The organism is Anaerostipes hadrus ATCC 29173 = JCM 17467 (genome assembly GCF_030296915.1).
GTDB classification, from domain to species: Bacteria; Bacillota; Clostridia; order Lachnospirales; family Lachnospiraceae; genus Anaerostipes; species Anaerostipes hadrus.
Genome location: NZ_AP028031.1, coordinates 713,470 through 731,542 on the forward strand (window position 1 = coordinate 713,470; position 18,073 = coordinate 731,542).

Genomic DNA, 18,073 nt, shown 5'->3' on the forward strand with positions numbered 1-18,073 from the left:
ATAAATGGGGATGGAATAGAATATGGAAGCAACAAGATTACAGATGCAGAACTTTCTGATCTTTTTATTAGATTTGGTGGGAGTTACTGTTGGTTATTTTGCAGCAGTATGGCTGCGGTTTGGAAATATTGAAACAGGGTATACCGTGATGGGGAACGATACGTATTATCGTTGGCTCATTGCGATCGTAGTACTTATGATGATCTACTTTCTGTTTCGTCCGAATCGTGGTTTTTTTAAGCGCAAATTTATAGAAGAAATGAGAATGAATTTGCAGACGGTCATTCTGATGGCAGCAGGAATGGCGATGGTTGCATTCCTGATCCAAGATGCAAAAGATTACTCCAGATTTATCTATATCTTTACTTCTGGATTCAGTTTTGTATGGATGCAGATCACACATCGAGTTTATCGGAAGTATTGGCTATCAAGAAGAAAGGATCATTCTTATGCAAGAAAGATGATGATCATCACAACGAGTGATCATGCAGAAGAAGTGATCGGGAATATCATGGAAGAGAAGAACTGGGATCTGTGGATCACAAGTGTTGCAGTTGTGGACAAAGATATGACAGGATGGCTTATCAACGAGATTCCGGTTGTAGCACATTCATATCGAAGTATTTTTGAATATGCGATGCGGTCGGTTGTAGATGAAGTATTCTTATATATACCGATGGATGACGAATTTCCAATCGCGATGACAATACAGAACCTTGAGGACATGGGAATTAAGACGAATCTTAACATTTCCCAGTTTCAGATCAATGAGAATCTGGAACGATCACTTGAGAAAGTTGGTCCTTATGAAAGTGTAAGTTTCTCTGGTCATAATGTATCATTTGTCATGCTGATGATGAAGAGAGCAATGGATATTGCCGGGGGATTGGTTGGAATGTTGATCACAGCGATCGCAGTGATCATTGTTGGACCGCTGGTGAAGTTAGAATCACCGGGGCCGCTGTTCTTCTCACAGAAGAGAGTTGGGAAGAATGGAAGGATCTTCAAAATCTATAAGATTCGTTCGATGTATCAGGATGCGGAAGAGCGCAAGAAAGAGCTTATGGCGCAGAATGAGATGGACGGCTTGATGTTTAAGATGAAAGACGATCCGAGAATTACCAAGGTTGGAAAGTTTATCAGGAAGACAAGTATTGATGAACTTCCACAGTTTTGGAATGTACTGAAGGGGGATATGAGTCTGGTAGGGACAAGACCGCCTACAGTGGATGAGTTTGAACAGTATAGTACTTACCATAAGAAGAGACTTTGCCAGAAGCCTGGACTGACTGGGGTTTGGCAGGTTAGCGGAAGAAGCACGATCACAGACTTTGAGGAGATTGTTCAGATGGATGTTGATTATATCGATCATTGGTCTATTTGGAGGGATATTGGGATATTGATTAAGACAGTGTGGCTTGTTGTTTGTGGGGATGATGGGGCACAGTAGGTAGATTTGAGAGTGTGGAGTTGTGGATTAGTTGATTGTTGATTGAATGAAGGGGACTATCAAATTGAAAAAAAGAGGTAACAAGAATTTAAGAATTGCGATGATCGGTCATAAGGTTGTTCCATCTAGAAGAGGTGGAATTGAACGTGTATTGACGATTATGTGTCCATTAATGATAAAAAAAGGCCACCAAGTAACATGCTTTAACCGATCTGGCGATAAAGTGGAAAATGAATATGTAAAAACTGTAAAAAGGAAAAAGTATAGGGGAGTTCAGTTAAAGAAAGTAATAACGATCAATAAAAGAGGATTAGCAGCGATGACATCCTCTTTTTCTGCTGCAATTTGTGCAGCATTTGGAAAATATGATATTGTACATTTTCATGCAGAAGGACCAAGTGCATTTCTATGGATTCCGAAACTGTTTGGAAAGCGCTGTATCGTAACGATTCATGGAATTGACTGGGCGAGAGATAAATGGAAACACGGATTTGGTTCCAGATATATTAAGTTTGGGGAATATATTGCAGCAAAGTATGCAGATGAAGTGATTGTATTAAGTGAAAAAGTACAGAAGTATTTTAAGAAGTTTTATGATAGAGATACTGTTTTGATTCCGAATGGGGTTATGACGCATGAGAATCAGAAAGCGGATTTGATCACTCAGAAATTTGGACTTCATAAGGATGAGTATATTTGTGCATTATCACGACTGACAGAAGAAAAGGGAATTCATTTCTTGATTGAGGCGTATAAGGAACTTAAAACAGATAAGAAACTAGTGATCGCTGGGGCTACGAGTGATACGGATGGGTATGTGAAGATGCTGAAAGAGATGGCTGGAGATGATCCGAATATTATCTTTACTGGATTTGTTTCTGGAAAGTTACTGGAAGAGATTTATAGTAATGCTTATGTTTATGTGCTGCCTTCTAAGTTGGAGGGTATGCCACTTAGTCTGCTTGAGGCTATGAGTTATGGGAACTGTGTGATCGGGTCTGATATTGCTGAGATTGCTGATGTGGTTGAGGATAAGGCGATATTGTTTAAGAAGGCTAATGTTGAGGATCTGAAAGAAAAGCTGCAGATGGTTTGTGATGATGAACAAATCGTTCGGAAATATAAGAGTGAAGCTTCGGAATATATTTGTGGGAAGTATAATTGGGAAGATGTTGTGGAGAGAACATTGAGAGTATATCAGAAGGGAAAAAAGATCAATGAAAATCTTAATGATAAATAAGTTTTTATATCCTAATGGTGGATCAGAAACATATATCTTCAAATTAGGAGAATATTTAGAAAAACAGGGACATAAAGTAGAGTTTTTTGGAATGGAACATGAAGGAAGATGTGTAGGAAACAATGTAGATGCGTATACATCTGATATGGACTTTCATGGTGGAAGTAAACTTGCAAAGTTAACATATCCATTAAAAACAATCTATTCCAAAGAAGCAAGAACAAAGATTAGACAGGTGCTGGATGATTTTCAGCCAGATGTGTGTCATATTAATAACTTCAACTATCAGTTGACACCAAGTATTATTGTAGAAATCCAGAAATGGAGAAAAGAGACAGGAAAGAACTGCAGAATCGTATTTACAGCACATGACTATCAGCTTGTCTGTCCAAACCATATGTGTAACAATCCTAACACACATGAAAACTGTGAAAAATGTTTAGGTGGACATTTCTTAAATTGTACAAAAGGAAAATGTATCCATGGAAGCACCGCAAAGAGTGCAGTTGGAACCATGGAAGCTGAGTTTTGGAAACTAAAAGGAACTTATAAATATATTGATGCAATGATCTGTTGCAGTCATTTTATGAAAAAAAAGTTAGATAGTAATCCATTGTTTGCAAAGAAAACAATCGCATTACATAACTTTATTGATAAAGTAGAATGGAAGAATACAGAGAAAAAAGACTATGTTCTGTATTTTGGACGTTTTTCTGAAGAAAAGGGAATTGGGACATTAATTGATGTATGTAAGTCATTACCAGATGTTCCATTTATCTTTGCTGGAACTGGTCCGTTAGAAAATCAAATTGAAGGAATTCCAAACATTAAGAATGTAGGATTCCAGACAGGCAAAGATTTAGAAAAACTGATCAGAGAAGCAAGATTTTCTATTTATCCATCAGAATGGTATGAAAACTGCCCATTCTCAGTGATGGAATCACAGATGTATGGAACTCCAGTATTAGGAGCGAACATTGGTGGAATTCCAGAGCTGATTCAGGAAGGAAAAACAGGAGAATTATTTGAAAGTGCAGATGCAGTTGATTTGAAAGAAAAGATTAAACATCTGTGGGAAGATAAGGAACTAACAGCTTCTTATACAGAAAATTGTAAAAATATTAGTTTTGATACAATCGATGAGTATTATGAGAAGTTGATGAAGATTTATACAGGAAGAGTTCGAGGTAATCGAGCAGCAAATAAACAAAAAGGGAAGTTGAGTGAGAAAAATATGAGTAAAGATAAGAAAGTTAAGAAGTTAAATGGTACAGTTATTGTTACATATCGTTGTAACGCAAGATGTAATATGTGTAATCGTTACAAGAAACCATCTACACCAGATGAAGAGATTAGTTTAGAGACAATTAAGAAGTTACCACCAATGTATTTTACAAACATTACTGGTGGAGAACCATTTATCCGTACAGATTTAAAAGACATTGTGCGTGAGTTATATAAGAAATCAGATCGTATCGTTATTTCAACAAATGGTTTCTTTACAGATCGTATTGTAGATCTGTGTAAAGAATTCCCTGACATCGGAATTCGTATCTCTATTGAAGGATTAGAAGAAACAAATAACAAGATCCGTGGATTAGAAAATGGATTCCAGCGTGGATATACAACATTAAAGAAATTAAGAAAAATGGGTATGAAAGACGTTGGATTTGGTATGACAGTACAGGATGCAAACTGTAAAGACTTAGTACCTCTTTATAAGATTTCAGATAAGATGGGAATGGAATTTGCAACAGCTTCTTTACATAACAGTTTTTACTTTGTAGAAGCAAAGAATATTATTAAAAACCGTCCAATGGTTGCAAAACAGTTTGAAAACTTAGTAAACGAACTGTTAAACAGCAATTCACCAAAGAAATGGTTCCGTGCTTACTTTAACCATGGACTGATCAACTATATCTATGGACAGAAGAGATTACTTCCATGTGATATGAGTTTTGACACATTCTTTATTGATCCATATGGTGATGTTATGCCATGTAATGGAACAAAAGATAAAGAAGTTATGGGTAACTTAAATAAACAGAGCTGGAATGAATTATGGAATAGTAAAGAAGCAGAAGAAGTTCGTAAGAAAGTTCGTTGCTGCGATCGTGACTGCTGGATGATCGGTTCTGTATCACCTGCTATGCATAAGTATATTTGGGTTCCTGCTCTTTGGGTTATGAAACATAAATTTTTACGGTTCTTTAAGAAGAAAAAATATAGTATGTATGAGAATAAAATCGTTCGTGACTATAAGAAGGGTATTGTTACGAAGGAAGAACTTGATAAGTGTTCTACATGTGATATGTGTGCGACGATCAATGATGGATTGTCTGCAGCTTCTAAGGAGCAGTTAGTTGGTAAGAGTGGAGAAGAGATTGTGGATGCGGATATTGCGGCACAGATGGAGAAGTAGAAGATGAATATATTGATTGTAAATCCGATTGTATATACTTCTGAAACAAAAAATATTATAAGAGCGAATTCTATTAAGGATACAATGATTTATGATTTATGTTTGGCTTTTGAAAAAAAAGGTCATAATGTGACGTTGTATGCTGCTGAACCATTTAAACCAGTAAATGAAGAAAAATATCCATTCAAAGTTATATGGGGAAAATGTAAGTTTAAATCAATTTTTATGCCACATTGTTTCCCTTACATGTATAACTTATCAAAATACATAAAGAAAAATGGCAATAATATAGATTTTATTATTTGTAGCGAAGTTTTTTCAATTAATACATTAAATGCTGTGTTGACTAACAAGAACAAAGTTATAGTTTGGCATGAGTTAGCAAAACATAATGCTATGATGAAAAAAATACCATCAAAGATATGGTATAATTTTGTAGCACGATTTTTGATGAGAAATGTAAAAGTAGTAGCAAGATCAGAAGAAGCAAAGAATTTTATAAAAAAATATTGCAGAAAAACAGATTCAAAAATTATTGAACATGGAGTAAACCTTGATAAATTTATATATTCAACAGATAAAAAGAATTATTTTGTGGTTTGTTCTCAATTAATTGAAAGAAAGAGAATTGATGGGATTTTATTAAAATTTGGAGAATATTTAAAGATCAGTGGAAACTCAAGCAAATTAATTATAATTGGAGATGGAGAATTAAAATCTTCGTTAGAGCAGCAGAGTAGAGAGTTAGGATTAGAAGAAAAGGTTATTTTCAAGGGAAAATTAAATCATGAAGAATTATTACCATACTTAGCTCATGCGAAAGCACTCTTAGTTAATACAATTAAAGATAATAGCATGATTTCTATAGTGGAATCTATTGCTGTTGGAACTCCAGTAGTGACAACAGAGATACCATTAAATGCATCATATATAAAAAAATATAAATTAGGTATTGCTAAAGAATGGGATCAACAGGATCTAATGAAAATAGTAAATGATAACGAAGTATATGTTAATAATTGCCTAAAATATCGTGAAAAATTGTCGACCTTGTCAAAGGTAGAAGATTTTATGAATTGCTTTAGAAAAATGAAAGAGAATTAATAAAGGAGAGCAGATGAAAACACAAAATAAGATACATTATGGGGGATTAGATGGTTTAAGAGCTTATTCAGCCATAGGTGTTGCGATGATGCATATTTTATCAAATGGAAAATATAAAGTAAGTGGTTTTGTTTTTGATCCATTTATACAATCGTTAGGAAATTTAGTGTTTCTCTTTATGATGATTAGTGCATTTTCTATGTGTTGCGGATATTATGATAGGTTAATTAATCAGGAGATATCAGTAGAAAAGTTTTATGCCAGAAGATATAAGAAAATATGGCCATTTTTTGCCATTTTATGTTTTGTTGATGCAATAATATCTCCAAGTATAAATGCAGTATATGAATTGTTTGCAAATTTGACACTATGTTTTGGACTTTTACCAAATGCTAATATATCAGTAATCGGCATTGGTTGGTTTTTGGGATTAATATTTGTGTTTTATATGATTTTTCCATTTTTCTGTTACTTGATTAGTAATAGAAATAGAGCATGGGGGGCATTTATTATTTCCATGATTTTTAATATAATATGTAGAATTTATTTTTTTGATAATAATCATGTAATAAGTGGATTTGATGTAAGAGGAAATATTATATATTCAGCAATGTTTTTTATGTTAGGTGGAATACTATTCTTATATAAAAATAGCATATATGAATTTTGCCAAAAGAAAAAAATATTAATAGCATTGTTAACAGTAATAATTGCAGGAATATATTTTTACCAAGGAAAATCGGAACCATTTATTATGTTAGTATTATTTGGATTACTATTAATTTATTCTATTGCATCCCAAAATAATACAGGAAAAATTCTTCAAAATAAATTTACTAAGTTTATTGGAAATATCAGTTTAGAGATTTATTTGTGCCATATGGTTTTTTATCGAATGATAGAAAAAGTACATATGAATCATTTATTTGGAAATGAAATTTTATCATATATAGTTACTGTAATTATGACATTAGCATGTGCGATTATTTTTTCTTGTGTTGTAAAATATCTATTGGAAAAAATGATGCAAAAGAAATTATGAAAGAGAGAGAAGTTATGTATAAAATAGCTTATGTAGTTCCTTTTTTTGGAAAGTTTCCTAAAGGGTTCGAATTTTGGTTATTAAGTTGCAAATGTAATCCTACGATAGATTGGTTGATATTTACAGATGATCAAACACCATATGATTATCCTGAAAATGTAAAAGTGACGTATTTTTCATTTGAAAAAATGAAAGAAAGAATTCAGAGAATTTTCGATTTTCCAATATCATTGGAACGTCCGTATAAACTTTGTGATTATAAACCATCATATGGAGAAGTATTTAAAGATGAATTAGCAGGATATGATTTTTGGGGAAATTGCGATATTGATTTGGTTTGGGGAAATATAAGAAAATTTTACACAGATGAAATTTTAGAAAAATATGAAAAAGTTGGTTTTAATGGACATTCAATGCTATATAAAAACACACCAGAAATTAATGCTAGATATCGAACTTATATAGAAGGTATAGATTATTATAAAGATGTGTATACCACAGATAAAGGTTATGCGTTTGATGAGCCAGGAATGGACAATATTTATAAAAAACTTGAAATTCCGGTATACGAAAAAATCGATTTTGCTAATCTATTGAAGTATGATTACGGATTCTATTTAGATTGGGAACCAAAAGAGGATGCATATAAAAATGAGCATCAAGTTTTCACATGGAAAAATGGGCAATTACTTAGACATTATCTTGCAAATGGTAAAATACATCAAGAAGAATATATGTATTTGCATTATTGGTGTCGACCAACGACGTTTAGAATTTCTGAGTACAAAGAGCAGAAACAGTATTTGATTTATGCTGATACAACAACTGATAAATTCTATGAAATTACGCCTGAATTAATAATGAAGAGAAGTAAAAGAAGTAAGATAAAATTTTATACAAAAGTATTATGGTTTAATCGAAAAAAGATAACGTTAGAAAGAATTATATTTAATATTAAAGGTATGTTAAAATATAAAGAAGATTAGAGGCAATAAAACAATGAGATTATATGTGATATTTGATAAATTCAGAAGGTATTGGAGACAAATACATATGTTAACAATACGCGATGGATGGAAAAAGATGGATTACATAAAAAAACATAATATGTTTGCGCAGGTTGGAGAGAATTGTTATTTTCAATCTAATATATTACCAGCAGAACCGTTTCTAGTGTATTTACATAATAATGTTGCTATCTCTGCAGGAGTACGTTTAGTTACGCATAGTGCCGTAAATACGGTTTTTAATCATGAAGAAAATACAGATACTTATTTATGCAGATATGGCAAAGTTGAAATTGGAAATAATGTTTATATAGGAGCAGATGCAATAATTAATTATGGAGTTACAATTGGAGATAATTGCATTATTGCTGCAGGTGCTGTAGTGACTAAAGATGTTCCGGCAGGAAGTGTTATGGGAGGTGTTCCAGCGAAACAGATTGGAACATATGAAGATGCTAAGAGAAAAGCAAAAGAATTTTCTAAACCATATTTAGATATGGGATTGAGGGAACCATGTACAGTTGAAGAGATGATGAAGAAAATTAAGAAGTGATTATGAAATGAAAGGAAGCTACAAATTAATGGGAAAAAGTCAAAAAAGATATGTGTGGGTTGATTATATAAAAATATTTGCATGTTTATTGGTTGTATTTGGTCACCTATATATGTCAATGATGGCAGGTGGTTGGATAAAAGAAACGGCACGATATTATTGTTGGCCAGTACAAACAATTTATACATTTCATGTGCCATTATTTTTTATATGTAGTGGTTTCTTATATCAATCTTCTAATAAAAACAAAGAATGGACATTAGAAAAACATGTTAAGAATGTGAAACGAAAATTGTTAGCTTTAGGAGTTCCGTATTTTACATTTTCCATTATAACATTAGTGTTGAAAATTGTATTTTCATCAGAGGTTAATAATCAAGCAACACCAATAGTAAGAACATTATTTATAGAACCAATAGCTCCATATTGGTATTTGTATACATTGTTTTTTTTGTTTTGTCTTGTTCCATATTTTAAAGATAAACAGTTTATAAAAAAGATTTTTGTAGGAGCTGTATTTTTAAAAGTATTATATGTAGTATGGCTTTGTAATTTCAATCTTCCAGATGTAGTAAACAAGATTTTAGCAAATTTAGTATGGTTTTTGCTAGGAATGTTGATATCAGAAATTTATATATCTAAGACATTGATGAAAGCTTGGATGAATGTCGTGATTTTTGGATTGGGATTAGGAATATCATGGATATATTATTCAACCCCCCTTGAAAATAATGTACTACAATTTATAATAGGTAGCTGTATGATCTTTCCGATACTTTATTTTTTTATGAGCATAAGTCCAGACAAAGAAGGAAGATTTGTACATAAATTAAATCAGTGTTTTATGCCTGTATACGTGTTACATACTATAGTTGCAGCTATGTTAAGAAGTATATTATTAAAAATAGGAATAGAAAATTTTCTATTACATTTTTCTATAGAATTGATAGCAAGTATATTAATTCCTATTGTCATATATGAGATTGCATCTAAGAATTGGATGTTATTATTTTGGTTTGAACCAGTAAAGGCATTGAAAATGAAAAGGAAGAAAAATGAGAATTAAGGAATTGGTTTTTAAAAGTATTAAGTCGAAAACATTACTAACAGATATTTTTGGATATGGTTTAATTGTAACTAAATTTGCAGATAAATATTTAGCTGGTCAAGTTACTATGTATAAATCATATAGTTGGTTAAAAAAAAGATTTTGGAAAGAAGTTCAGACAAAAGAAGAGTTGGAACTAAATGAAATGCCAGCAAAAAAAGATTATGTATGGTTTTGTTGGTTACAAGGAATTGATTCAGCACCAAAGTTGGTACAAGATTGTTATAATTCAATAAGATACTGGTTAAAAGATAAGGAAATAATTGTAATAACGAAAGAAAATTATAAACAATATGTAGAGTTTCCAGATTATATTATTGAAAAATGGGAAAAGGGTATTATAAGTAATACGCATTTTTCTGATTTATTGAGATTAGAATTATTGATAAACCATGGTGGATTATGGTTGGATGCGACTACATATTTAACAGGACCATTACCAGATTACATAGAAAATAATGATTTTTTTGTCTATAGAAATGGTTGGATGGACATGGAATTAATAAATATTGGTAATTGGTTAATTAGCGCTAAGAAAACAAATAATTTTTTATTAGTAGAGACAAAGAGATTAATTTATAAATACTGGGACAAATATAATTATGTTAAAAATTATTTTTTTTGGCATATGTTTTTTAGAATGATAGTTGAAAAAAATCCAAAGGAACTAGAAAATATTCCGATGATTGGACAAATGGATGCTCATTATATGATGAGAGAGTTGGATAAAAAGTATGATGAAAAAAGATGTCAAGAAATCATGAAAATAACATCAGTACATAAATTAACATATAAATATAGTAGAAAAAATAAAGATAATATAACCGCAGATGAATTAGAAAATTTATACAAGAAATTAAATTGAATTGGAGTTACAAAATGTCTAGATATACTGTAGTCTGTAGAACAAAAAAATATGGTGTTAAAGCTATTATAACTATCGCTATATTATTTATTTTAATCTTATTTGAAGTGCTTGGTGGTAGAAGCTATTTTGATGAGATATTAGGTTTATGTAGCATGTTATATATGATATTACTATTGTTTGCTAGAAGGCTGACAAATGAAGATAAAATATCGGTTTTGTTATTGTTAACAGTAATATGTATTGGGGTATTATCTAATATCTATAGTAAAATTAATGTATCACTGTATTCTATTTTAATAGATCTTGTCGTAGAATCTAAATTTTTATGGGTATTCTTTGGAGCAAAATATTTTGTTACACAAGTAGAAATGAAGGATGTAAGCAGGATTCTAAGACCATTTGCAAAGCTTTTTGCTGTTACGGCTATGATTTTTGCATTAATATCTCAAGTTGTAAATATAGGGATGACGGGGAGTGAAAGATATGGATTGAAGGAATTTAAATTTTTCTTTCCTATGTCATTTCAGTTTTTAGCAGTAGCAATGGTAGCAGTTGCTGTAATATCAAATAAACAATCAAGAAAAAATTATAGATATTACATTTGTATGTGTATAGCTTTGATTTTAGCAACTAAAAGTTCACCATTATTATTCTCGGTATTTTTCTTAATATTATTAGTGTATTTTAAAAAGAGAGAAGAACTAAAAACGAGTACACTTGTAATATTAGGGATATTAGTATTAATACTAGGAACATTTCAAATACAGACATATCTGCTAAATGAGAATGCTCCAAGATATTTGTTCTTTTATTATGGAGGAAAAACAGCAAATACTTATTTCCCTTTTGGAGCTGGTTTTTCAACGTTTGGATCTGATCAAGCTGCAAGAAATTATTCTGAATTATATTTTCGATATGGTTTTAATGGATTATTTGGTATGAATCAAAAAGATGGTTCATTTTTGAGTGATACGTTCTGGGCGATGGCATTGGGACAATTTGGGTGGATTGGTTTTGCTTTATATGTTATTGTTTATATTAGAATTTTTAATAGCATAAAGAAAGTGAAATTGAATTTAGAACAGAGAGCTTTTTGTTATGCAGCGTATGCGGCACAGTTAATACATGCTGTTGGTTCAGCAATATTGTCTAGTTCAGCAGGCGTTATTAGTGCAATTGCAATAGGAATGGTATTAGGTGGAAGTTATAGCAAAAATAGAAATAAAAAATAGGAGTAAAGATGGGAAAGTATAAATATTTATTTAAAAATATAGGGATTATGACTATTAGTAATTTTGGAACAAAAATACTTTCATTTTTAATGGTTCCATTGTATACTAATTTACTTTCAACTAGTGAATATGGTACATATGATTTATATCAAACAACATTATTTTTATTTGTTCCTATTTTATCATTGAATATAGCAGATGCAATCATGCGTTTCAGCATGGATAAAAATCAAAAATTAGAAGAAATTATAGGAATTGCATTTAGAATATTTCTAAAAGCAACAGCTGTTTGTATTGTTTTAACAGTTATAAATTATAAATTAAATATTTTTAAAGTATTTAATTCGTATATACACTTTTTTTGTATATATTTTGCTGTTAGCTTATTGTTTGATATTTTAAGCCAATTTGCAAGAGGTACAGAAAAGATTTTAGATGTTGGTATAGCTGGAATTATTAGTTCAGTTACAATGTTAGTAAGTAATATTTTATTTTTAGTATATTTTCATATGGGATTAACAGGATATTTTCTAGCTAATTGCTTGGCATATATATTATCAGATGCTTATTTGTTTATACGATTAAAAATATGGAAATATATTAAAGTACAAAATATTAATAAAGAAGTTCAGAAAGAAATGGTAAAATATAGTGTGCCAATGGGATTAGGAAATATAGGTTGGTGGATTAACAATGTTTCTGATAGGTATATAGTTACATGGATTTGCGGAGTAGGTGTGAATGGAATATATTCAGTTGCCTACAAAATACCATCTTTATTATCTATGTTCCAACAAATATTTAATCAAGCATGGACTATATCAGCTGTAAAAGAATACGATTCTAATAAAAACGAATTTTATAGTAATGTATACAATTGTTATAATATAGGAATGATACTGACATGTTCTGTTTTAATATTGTTTGATAAAGTGATTGCAAAAATCTTGTTTGGAAAAGGATTTTATTTAGCATGGCAGTATGCTCCATTTTTAATGATTTCTGTAGTTTTTGGAGCATTGGTACAGTTATTAGGTGGGATATTTGCAGCTACAAAAGAATCTGTGGTTTTTGGAAAAACTATTATGATAGGTGCAGTTATTAATACAATTTTAAATATTGTTTTAGTATATTGCATGGGAGCAATAGGAGCGGCTGTAGCGACATCTGTATCATATATGATTATATGGGCAATTCGATTAAGGGAAATATATAAAAGAATGGAATTGAATATAAATTTAAAAAAAGATATATTCGCTTATATAATATTATATGTGCAAGCTATAGGATTAATTATAAGTAATAATTTTTTGAAAGAAAGTATAATAATTCAGATTGTAAGTCTGTTAATTTTGATTTTAATTTATTTTAGAACAATAAAGAAATATTTAATGAGAATATTAAAAAGATAAAAAATTATAAAATCTAGGAAAAGTAAATAGAGGAACTAAAAATGCTAAAAGAAGTTACAAAAAGAATAGTTACCAATGTATTAATAGCGTTTTATCAGCCGTTATTATTTGCTATTTTGCTTTCGATGTTATTTATGTTTATGTATTTATATGTCCACTATCCAGAAGAGTCGCAAAAAAATTGGCTTTCAGCGGTTAAAGTATGGGGAAAACATTTAAAAAGAGATTCAAAATTCAGAAAAATGTTTTATTTATCATTTTGTTGTGCGATGATTTTATTTCGGACATTATTAAACAGGTCAATTAGTACTAATCCATTAGAAGATGTATGGGGAGTTTGGGGAATATATAAATTTGATGTTAATCTTGGACAAATGGTGTTAACAACAGAATGTATAGAAAATGTGATATTATTTGTGCCATATATGATATTGATATTATATAATTTTTCAGATAGGTTATTGAAAGATAATTTGAAATTAAGTCAGATATTAAAGAAAAGTTTTTTGATTTCTTTTTTGAGTTCATTTGTGATAGAGACGTTGCAATTAATTTTTCATGTTGGAACGTTTCAGATATCAGATTTGTTTTTTAATACATTGGGTGGAATAGCAGGAGGTATAATATATTTTCTTGTACAAACTTAAGTTCTCAGGGACCTTAAGAAATCAGTCTACAAAGTGAATAGTTATATTGAATAAAAATACGAAAAAATTTGAAAAATAGGTTCACTTTTTATAAAAAAGGAACTTTTATATTGTAAAGGGGAGAAAATACGAATGAATACAACATTAATTATCATGGCAGCAGGAATTGGCTCTAGATTTGGAGAAGGAATCAAACAGTTAGCCCAGATGGGACCAAACGGAGAGATCATCATGGATTATTCCATTCATGATGCAAAAGAAGCAGGATTTAATAAAGTAGTCTTTATTATCCGCAAAGACATTTTCAAGGAGTTCGAAGAGATTATCGGAAACAGGATCAAAGAACAGATCGATGTCGAATATGTATTTCAGGAGCTTGATGATCTGCCAGAAGGTTTTGAAGTACCAGAAGGAAGAACAAAACCATGGGGAACAGGACAGGCAGTCTTATGCTGCAAAGATGTAGTGAAAGAACCATTTGTGATCATCAATGCAGATGATTATTATGGAAAAGAAGCATTTGTGAAACTGCATGATTTCTTAGTATCTGGAGAAGACCTTGGAAGAGAATTTACCATGGGAATGGGCGGATTCATTTTAAAGAACACATTAAGCGACAATGGAACAGTGACCAGAGGAGTCAGTGTTGTCGATGAGAATGGTTTATTAAGTCAGGTACATGAGACAACAGGAATCGAAATGGGAGAAGACGGACAGATCAAATGCGACAGTGAAGAAGTACAAGAATGGATCAGTCCAGAAGATAAAGTATCCATGAACATGTGGGCAGGATATCCAGAATTTTTAGATTTCTTAGCAGAAGATTTCATAGATTTCCTTGCGAATGTGGAAGAAGGAGATTTAAAGAGCGAATATCTGTTACCGAACATCGTGGACAAGCTTTTGAAAGAAGAAAGAGCGAATGTGAAGGTGCTGGAGACACAGGATCGTTGGTTTGGAGTTACATATAAGGAAGATAAAGAGACTGTGCAGAAGGCTTTTAGGGAGTTGATTGCTGATGGAGTTTATGCGGAGAAGCTTTGGGAGTAGATGAATAGGTGGTAGCCAATAGAATGTGGTTTTTGTTAGGATCATGTTTTATTGGCTATGTTTGTATATGAAACAGGGAGAATATATGAGATTACAAGAGAGAGATTATTTAGAAGGGTTAACAGAGAAAGAGCAAGAAAAATACAGGGAAATTTTAGAAGAAGAAAAAAGACGAGCTGGTGGATTTGGAAGAGTATATATGTTTAGAGAGTATCCAAAGGCTGTAAGACATTGTTTAAGTTTATTTCCTAATAACTATTTAGATATAAATAATTTGCAAAATGAGGAATTATTAAAAGAGAAAAATCAGGAGTTTAGTAAAATAATTTCTGATAATGAATGTATTGAGAGAAATATTACAAAGTATATAAATAAAAATGATGGGTTTCATATAATAGGATCAATATTAAAGTGTGGAGGATATAACTTTGGTCATCATGATGCGTTTTTATTTCCAGAATTTCAATTAGGAAGTTCTATGAGACCAGATTATTTATTGATAGGGAAGAGTTCAGGAGGATACGAATTTATTTTTGTAGAATTAGAAAGTGTATATGGAAGAATTACGACTAAAGATGGGCAATTGGGAGAGTGTTTTCACAAAGGAATATATCAAGTGAAAGATTGGTCAAGATGGTTGCAAGCAAATTATGATTCTTTGTTTGGAAAATTTAAAGAGTTAAAAAATAGAGAAGAATGTTTACCAGAAGAATTTATTGAATATGATGAAAGTAGAATGCATTATGTAGTCGTTGCAGGGAGAAGATCAGATTTTAATGATTTGACTTATCGAATAGCCAGAGAATCATTTTTAAAAGAGAATATAAAGTTATTACATTATGATAATTTAATTGATTTTTCAAATAGTATTGTTGGTGAATTGTCATATTAAATTTGAAAATAATGGAGGATGTGAAAATGAGTAAAAAAGAGCAAGTATTGATTTTAGGAAATGGATTTGATTTAGCACATGATTTACCAACAAAATATGAAGAATTTTTAAAATTTACAGAATATGTATTAGCATTATCAGATACAAGTTTTTATGAGAATCAAAATCAAGAAAAGGCATCGAGAATAATAAAGACATTATTAGAAGAAAAATGTGAGTTGAAAGATGGAAAAGATGAAAAGGTAGAAAAATTTCTGATAGAAAATGCCCAGATAGATATTAAATTAGTAGAGTTATTAAATAATAATAAATGGGTATATTATTTTAAAACAAATAAGGAAAACAGAAAAGAAAATTGGATTGATTTTGAAAGTGAAATAGCAGATGTTATTAAATTATTGGAAGAAATTAGAAAAAAATATTATGTGAAGGCTGTAAGAAAAATAGATGAGATAGAAGGTATAAAAGAATATGATATTTTTTTGGATTGTATGGGATTGGATAAAAATCCAAATGGGAATAAAATCACCTCAAAGGATTTTGAAAATATCAATAAAATATTGTTAAAAGATTTAGAAAATTTAATAGAGGCATTAGAAACATATTTAAGAGATTATGTGGGAAAATATGATATAGATAGTTATAGTCAAAATATTATAGATTTGAATCCTAAATATATACTTTCATTTAATTATACAGATACATATGAAAAAATATATAAGTTGGGAGATGAAGAAAAATTATATTGTTATATTCATGGAAAAATACGAAGAAATAAAAAAGAAAGTTGTAATATGATACTAGGTATAGATGAGTATTTAGAAGATGATGAGAGACAAGAAAATGATGATTTTTTAGAATTTCAAAAATATTATCAACGAATTAAAAAGCAAACATATTTTTCATTCAATAAATGGCTGGAACAATTAAAAGATGAAAATAAAAATAATAAAATAAAAGTTTATATATTTGGTCATTCATTAGATGTCACAGATAAAGATATATTGCTAGAATTTTTAAAAAATAAGAATTGTGAAGTGTACATATTTTATAAAGATAAAAAAGCATACGGAAGTCAAATTGCCAATTTGATTAAATTAATAGGAAGAGAAGAATTATTAGAACGATTGAAAAACCAAATAAAATTTATCAAACAAACAGATATGAAAAAAATTAAAGATAGTACATTTGATGTAGAAAGAGATATAAGAAAATTATCAATTTTAGATAAAATGAATGATGAGGAAATGGATAATTTGTTGGCTAAATTAAAAATGAAGATAACAGATAGAGATACAAAATATTTTCAAAATCAAGAAAATGTGGTTAGGGTGTTTTATGAAATGTATGAAAAGAAATTGGTATCAAAAAAATGTGCAGAACTTATGCTTCAGGTTATAGAAGGTTTTGAAAAATCAGAAAGTTTTAATGTAGATGATTGGTTTTATATATCAATAGATCAAAGAGAATATCAACCTAAAGGATTGGTAGAATTTATTAACAAAGTTAAGGATTTGAATGAAAGAAAGAAAAAAGTAATAGAAGAGAATGGTGATTTAGAGCAATCTAAAATAAGAATTGAAGGAAAGGATATTTTAGAAGAATATGAAACAAGAAGAGATTTGCAAGAAGAAGAATGTAAAAAATTAATTGAAGAAGTATTAAAAAGTATGAAAGACCAAAAGAATTGTGAAATTATAATGCGTAAATTATCAAGTATAATAATTAATAATACATTGGTTGCACAAAAAGTATTGGTAGATATAAAAAAAGATGAAACAACAAGTAGAAATAATAAAATTCGAATTAATTCATTATTACATGATTGTGAAGAAATAGAATATATACGTGATCAAGTAGAGCGGGACATGAAACAGGAGGCGGAGGCATTACTAGATGAGAGAAACTTAAATTAAGCTAAGAATAGTACAGAATGCTCATAGCTGTGGCTTATTCACTGAGAAGAACTTAAGTTCCCAGGGACATTAAGAATTCAGTCTACAAAATAAATTGCAATATTAAACACAATTATTAAAAATATTCCAA

Annotated in this window: 15 protein-coding genes and 1 pseudogene; all 16 read left to right on the forward strand. The window is 30.3% G+C overall.

Annotation, left to right across the window (positions count from 1 at the left end; genetic code table 11):
- The first annotated feature begins 22 nt into the window (after window positions 1-22).
- The 16 genes and pseudogenes from QUE18_RS03375 (at window position 23) to QUE18_RS03450 (ending at window position 17,943) form a co-directional block, all read left to right on the forward strand.
- Window positions 23-1,450, forward strand: coding sequence for a sugar transferase (locus QUE18_RS03375; protein ID WP_009202923.1), 1,428 nt, complete (start codon window positions 23-25; stop codon window positions 1,448-1,450).
- Between the two features lie 46 nt (window positions 1,451-1,496).
- Complete coding sequence (locus QUE18_RS03380; RefSeq protein ID WP_009202924.1) at window positions 1,497-2,690, forward strand: glycosyltransferase family 4 protein; 1,194 nt, start codon at window positions 1,497-1,499, stop codon at window positions 2,688-2,690.
- Window positions 2,680-3,795: pseudogene (locus QUE18_RS13785) on the forward strand (glycosyltransferase); the annotation flags it as partial. The gene QUE18_RS03380 and the pseudogene QUE18_RS13785, both read left to right, overlap by 11 nt.
- Before the next feature lie 129 nt (window positions 3,796-3,924).
- Window positions 3,925-5,112, forward strand: coding sequence for a radical SAM protein (locus tag QUE18_RS13790; RefSeq protein ID WP_040343882.1), 1,188 nt, complete (start codon window positions 3,925-3,927; stop codon window positions 5,110-5,112).
- Between the two features lie 3 nt (window positions 5,113-5,115).
- Entirely contained in the window at window positions 5,116-6,216 is a 1,101-nt protein-coding gene (locus tag QUE18_RS03395) for a glycosyltransferase (protein WP_009202926.1), read from the forward strand.
- Window positions 6,217-6,229: 13 nt separating this feature from the next.
- Complete coding sequence (locus QUE18_RS03400; RefSeq protein WP_009202927.1) at window positions 6,230-7,258, forward strand: acyltransferase family protein; 1,029 nt, start codon at window positions 6,230-6,232, stop codon at window positions 7,256-7,258.
- A complete protein-coding gene (locus QUE18_RS03405) occupies window positions 7,255-8,244 on the forward strand; it encodes a DUF6625 family protein (protein ID WP_242852686.1) in 990 nt (329 codons plus the stop codon). Before QUE18_RS03400 ends, QUE18_RS03405 begins: the two co-directional genes overlap by 4 nt.
- A 67-nt stretch (window positions 8,245-8,311) precedes the next feature.
- Window positions 8,312-8,818: an acyltransferase gene (locus QUE18_RS03410; RefSeq protein ID WP_276325113.1), complete on the forward strand. Its 507-nt coding sequence runs from the start codon at window positions 8,312-8,314 to the stop codon at window positions 8,816-8,818.
- A 28-nt stretch (window positions 8,819-8,846) separates the two neighbouring features.
- A complete protein-coding gene (locus QUE18_RS03415; protein ID WP_040343834.1) occupies window positions 8,847-9,884 on the forward strand; it encodes an acyltransferase family protein in 1,038 nt (345 codons plus the stop codon).
- Complete coding sequence (locus QUE18_RS03420; protein WP_009202931.1) at window positions 9,874-10,791, forward strand: capsular polysaccharide synthesis protein; 918 nt, start codon at window positions 9,874-9,876, stop codon at window positions 10,789-10,791. Before QUE18_RS03415 ends, QUE18_RS03420 begins: the two co-directional genes overlap by 11 nt.
- 14 nt (window positions 10,792-10,805) lie before the next feature.
- Window positions 10,806-12,026, forward strand: coding sequence for a hypothetical protein (locus QUE18_RS03425; protein ID WP_009202932.1), 1,221 nt, complete (start codon window positions 10,806-10,808; stop codon window positions 12,024-12,026).
- A gap of 8 nt (window positions 12,027-12,034) precedes the next feature.
- On the forward strand, window positions 12,035-13,438 hold the full coding sequence (locus tag QUE18_RS03430; protein WP_009202933.1) for an oligosaccharide flippase family protein: 1,404 nt from the start codon (window positions 12,035-12,037) through the stop codon (window positions 13,436-13,438).
- A gap of 41 nt (window positions 13,439-13,479) precedes the next feature.
- On the forward strand, window positions 13,480-14,085 hold the full coding sequence (locus QUE18_RS03435; protein WP_009202934.1) for a VanZ family protein: 606 nt from the start codon (window positions 13,480-13,482) through the stop codon (window positions 14,083-14,085).
- A gap of 132 nt (window positions 14,086-14,217) precedes the next feature.
- The gene (locus tag QUE18_RS03440; RefSeq protein ID WP_040343838.1) at window positions 14,218-15,135 is read left to right on the forward strand and encodes a nucleotidyltransferase family protein; all 918 of its coding nucleotides are present in this window, start codon (window positions 14,218-14,220) and stop codon (window positions 15,133-15,135) included.
- A gap of 85 nt (window positions 15,136-15,220) precedes the next feature.
- Window positions 15,221-16,027: a Shedu anti-phage system protein SduA domain-containing protein gene (locus QUE18_RS03445; protein WP_040343840.1), complete on the forward strand. Its 807-nt coding sequence runs from the start codon at window positions 15,221-15,223 to the stop codon at window positions 16,025-16,027.
- Between the two features lie 26 nt (window positions 16,028-16,053).
- Window positions 16,054-17,943 carry an AbiH family protein gene (locus QUE18_RS03450; RefSeq protein WP_040343844.1) on the forward strand — a complete coding sequence of 630 codons (1,890 nt, stop codon included), beginning with the start codon at window positions 16,054-16,056 and terminating at the stop codon, window positions 17,941-17,943.
- Window positions 17,944-18,073: the final 130 nt, after the last annotated feature.